The organism is Methanobrevibacter wolinii SH, assembly GCF_000621965.1.
Classification (GTDB): Archaea; Methanobacteriota; Methanobacteria; order Methanobacteriales; family Methanobacteriaceae; genus Methanarmilla; species Methanarmilla wolinii.
The window spans coordinates 1-3,820 of sequence record NZ_JHWX01000028.1; the positions used below are offsets into that span (position 1 = coordinate 1).

Genomic DNA, 3,820 nt, shown 5'->3' on the forward strand with positions numbered 1-3,820 from the left:
TTTTTTTTTTAATTATTGTAAAAATTAGTTTATAATTATTTTTTTCTAGGTTTATATTATTTTTTAAGGGGATTATTTATTTTAATTATAAAAATTTAGTAAAAAAAGAGATGGAATAATTTTTATAATTTATTCTTGGTTTTTAGATTTTTTATCATTTAATTCATCAATGATTTTATCTAATTTTTTAAGATTTTCTTCAGTATCTTTTACTCTTTCTAATGTTGTATATGTAAAATATAAAATAATTCCAATAGCACCAGTAATTGCTAAGTCAAGACCACGTTTAAAACCAATGTAATTACTCATTAATGTAGTAAAATCACCTAAGAATGTAATGATAATTGCAATTATCCAAAATAAATCCCATAAAAATACTGCACCTAAATGTATATCATGTTTTTCATACTTTTTATGCATTTCATAAATTGCAATTATTCCAATTATTATAGTTCCTAATTGGTATAAATGAAATGGTAATTGTAATCCAAAAATATTATCCCTCTCTTTTTAGAAAAGCTTCTTTTTAAGTGTTTTATTCTTTTAAATGATTCATATCTTTAAAAACATCAATTACATTTCCAATTATTAATATTGCAGGAGTATTAATATCTTTTTGAGCAATATTATCTAATGTTCCAAAAATTATTCTTTCATTTGATAATGTACCATTTTCTATTACACATGCTGGTGTTTTAGGATCACGATATTTCATAATCTCAGTAGTATTTTCTTTTATATTTCCAATTCCCATAAGAATTATAAGAGTATCTGCTGTATAATCCCATTTAACTTGTTTATTTGGTTTTGTTGGATCTTCATGACCAGTAACTACTGTAAATGATGTTGAAACAGCTCTATGTGTTATAGGTAAACCTATTGATGTTGGAGCTCCAATAGCTGAAGTAACTCCAGGAATAACTTCAAAGTCAATTCCTGCTTTTGCAAGTTCCAATATTTCTTCTCCACCACGTCCAAATACAAATGGATCTCCACCTTTAAGACGTACTACAATTGGATTTTCTCCATTTTTGCTATTTGTTTTATCTTGTGCTTCTTTAACAATAAGTTCATTGATTTCATTTTGTTTTTTGTAGTGGGAACCTGCTTTTTTACCAACATAAATTTTTTTTGCATTTTCCGGTGCATATTCTAATATTTCATTGTTGGAAAGGTAGTCATATAATACTACATCTGCTTTTTTAAGTACTTTAACAGCTTTCACTGTTATTAAATCTACATCACCAGGTCCTGCTCCTACTAAGTATACTACCATTTTATCACTTTAAAAATTGAATTTATTCTTGATGTTTTTTATAATCTAAATTATAATTATTTTAAAAGATTTTATAAATTGAATTTATTTTTAATTTATAATTCTTTAATATATTATAATATAAATTATGATTTATCTATCATTCCTTTAAAGACTTTAAGTCCATCTGTAGATCCTAATATTTCTTCACAAGCTCTTTCTGGATGAGGCATCATTGCACAAACAAGGCCTGATTCATCACAGATACCTGTTATTTTTTCTATAGAACCATTTGGATTTTCATCTGCAAATTGGAATAGAATTTGATCTTGATCATGTAATAAGTCAATATCTTCAGTATAGAATCTTCCTTCTGCATGTGCAATAGGAATTTCTATAATTTCTCCTTTTTTATAATATGAAGTAAAAGGGCTTCTATTTGTTGTAACTTTTAAATTTGTAGTTTCACAATTGAATTTAGGATATTCATTTGTAATAAATATTCCAGGAACAAGTCCAATTTCTCCTAAAATTTGTGCTCCATTACAAATTCCAAGTACTGGTTTTTCTTCTTTAACAAGATCTTTTACTCCATCAATAACTGGAGTAATAGAAGCTATTGCTCCTGCACGTAAATAATCTCCATATGAAAATCCTCCAGGAATTACTACTCCATCATAATCTGTTAAATCTTCATCTTTCCACCAAATATAAGATGGCTCTGCTCCAGCAAGTTTTAATGCATGATAAACATCTCTGTCACAATTAGATCCTGGAAATCTTATAACTCCTATTTTCATAGTATCCCTCAAATATATTTTTTAAGACTTTTTAAAGTCTTAAGTTTAACAGTCACCACATGCACTATTACGTGGAATAATTGTGATTTTATAGTTATGGATTACAGGATTACAAAGTAATCTTTGACACATATCATCTACTTCTGATCTTATGGTTTCTCTATCTTCTCCTTCCATATCAAAAGTAATTGTATTAAGAGTTTTTGTATTATTTACTTTATATCCAAGTAAACCAAGTGAGTTTTCAATTGTTTTTGCTTCTGGATTTAACATTCCATCTTTTAATGAAATTTTAACTTCAATATCAAATATCATTTTAATCACTCATTATTTGTTTTTAAAGATTTATTATTTTAGATTTTATATAATAATATTAATTTAATTAAAGTTTTTATAATGCTTTAAATTAGTTTTTATATAATAATATTAATTAAATTAAGTTTTATCTTATTTATAAGATTTAAATTAGGTATAATGATTTAATATTCTTTAATTATATAATTTAACATTTTTATAACTAAATAAGAATATTACTCATTATAAATTCTATTTTCATAAGTTAAAAACTAATAATTTATAAATTCCATTTTGCTTTGTCTTCATCTGTGATTAATCTGTTGAAAACTTCTTCATAAGCACTCATTACTTTATCATCTTGACCTTTTCTAAATAATTCTTTATCTAACATGTCCATAGTTTTACTATCCCATAGTCTACAACTATCTGGACTAATTTCATCACCAAGAATTATTTTACCTTCTTTGTCTTTACCAAATTCTATTTTAAAATCAACTAAGATGATACCTACATCTAAAAACATTTTTTTCATAATTTCATTTATTTTAAGTGCAGTTTCTTTAATAAAGTCAAGTTCTTCTTGACTTGCAAGACCAATTGCTTTAGAAATAGAATCATTTATTGCAGGGTCATGGAATTTATCACTTTTAAAATCAGTTTGTATAATTGGTGGATTAAGTTTAGTTCCATCTTCAATAGGGAATGTTCTTACTAAACTTCCTGTTGCTATATTACGTACAATAACTTCAAGAGGAATCATATCAAGTTTTTTAACTATAAGAGTTCCTGGTTTTTCAAGTTCAATAAGTTGTGTATCTATACCTTGTGATTCTAGTACTTCAAATATTTTAGCAGTAATAATTGAATTGTAATAACCTTTTTTATCCATGGTTTCTTTTCTTGCACCATCACCTGCAGTCATATCATCTCTAAATTCAACTATTACATAATCATCATTATCAGTTTCATAAACACTTTTAGCTTTTCCTGTATACATTAAATTAGTTTTTTCAGTCATTTTAATCCTCTAATATTTAATATAATATTAGTATAATCACTAAGTTTACAATATAAATAATAATTTATATTGTATTTTAATTTATTTTTAATAATAATTATATATTATGTTTTTATGTTTTTTTCTTGGTTTGGGTTAGATTTTATTATGTGTTGTGTTTTTGTGTTTTTTTTCTTAATTTAATTTAAATTTTAATTTTCAATTTTATTTTTTAAATTATACTCTTTGTTTTTTTATTTAATGTCATAATTTTATGATTTTTTTTATTTAAAATTATTTTTTGATTTTTATAATAAGTTAATAATATTTTTATATATTTATTTTAATTTTAGCTCAAAATTTAAATAATATGATTTATTTAGGGGCCTGAATTTTTCACATTTGTGATAGCTTTTGTAGGCCTGTTTTTGATGTATCGGAGTTCTGTATGAGTATTGTTCCTAATAATAC

Annotated in this window: 5 protein-coding genes; all 5 read right to left on the reverse strand. The window is 24.5% G+C overall.

The genetic code is table 11. The features are described 5' to 3' along the window. Positions 1–129 precede the first annotated feature (129 nt). The 5 genes from T523_RS03745 to purC all read right to left on the reverse strand — a co-directional run bounded on the left by T523_RS03745 (position 130) and on the right by purC (position 3,370). Positions 130–495 (reverse strand): DUF2304 domain-containing protein, encoded by a 366-nt coding sequence (locus T523_RS03745; protein ID WP_269593518.1) that lies wholly within the window; start codon positions 493–495, stop codon positions 130–132. A gap of 40 nt (positions 496–535) precedes the next feature. Then, positions 536–1,276 (reverse strand): uroporphyrinogen-III C-methyltransferase, encoded by a 741-nt coding sequence (cobA, locus tag T523_RS03750; RefSeq protein ID WP_042707591.1) that lies wholly within the window; start codon positions 1,274–1,276, stop codon positions 536–538. A 125-nt stretch (positions 1,277–1,401) separates the two neighbouring features. Further along, positions 1,402–2,055 (reverse strand): phosphoribosylformylglycinamidine synthase subunit PurQ, encoded by a 654-nt coding sequence (gene purQ / locus T523_RS03755; RefSeq protein ID WP_042707592.1) that lies wholly within the window; start codon positions 2,053–2,055, stop codon positions 1,402–1,404. A 45-nt stretch (positions 2,056–2,100) separates the two neighbouring features. Continuing rightward, a complete protein-coding gene (purS, locus tag T523_RS03760; protein ID WP_042707593.1) occupies positions 2,101–2,370 on the reverse strand; it encodes a phosphoribosylformylglycinamidine synthase subunit PurS in 270 nt (89 codons plus the stop codon). A gap of 259 nt (positions 2,371–2,629) precedes the next feature. Further along, positions 2,630–3,370, reverse strand: coding sequence for a phosphoribosylaminoimidazolesuccinocarboxamide synthase (gene purC / locus T523_RS03765; RefSeq protein WP_042707594.1), 741 nt, complete (start codon positions 3,368–3,370; stop codon positions 2,630–2,632). Between the last annotated feature and the right edge of the window lie 450 nt (positions 3,371–3,820).

Excerpts from the sequence above, each read along its gene's own strand:
- cobA (WP_042707591.1), bottom strand. The coding sequence starts at position 1,276 with ATGGTAGTATACTTAGTAGGAGCAGGACCTGGTGATGTAGATTTAATA.
- purQ (WP_042707592.1), bottom strand. The coding sequence starts at position 2,055 with ATGAAAATAGGAGTTATAAGATTTCCAGGATCTAATTGTGACAGAGAT.
- purS (WP_042707593.1), bottom strand. The coding sequence starts at position 2,370 with ATGATATTTGATATTGAAGTTAAAATTTCATTAAAAGATGGAATGTTA.
- purC (WP_042707594.1), bottom strand. The coding sequence starts at position 3,370 with ATGACTGAAAAAACTAATTTAATGTATACAGGAAAAGCTAAAAGTGTT.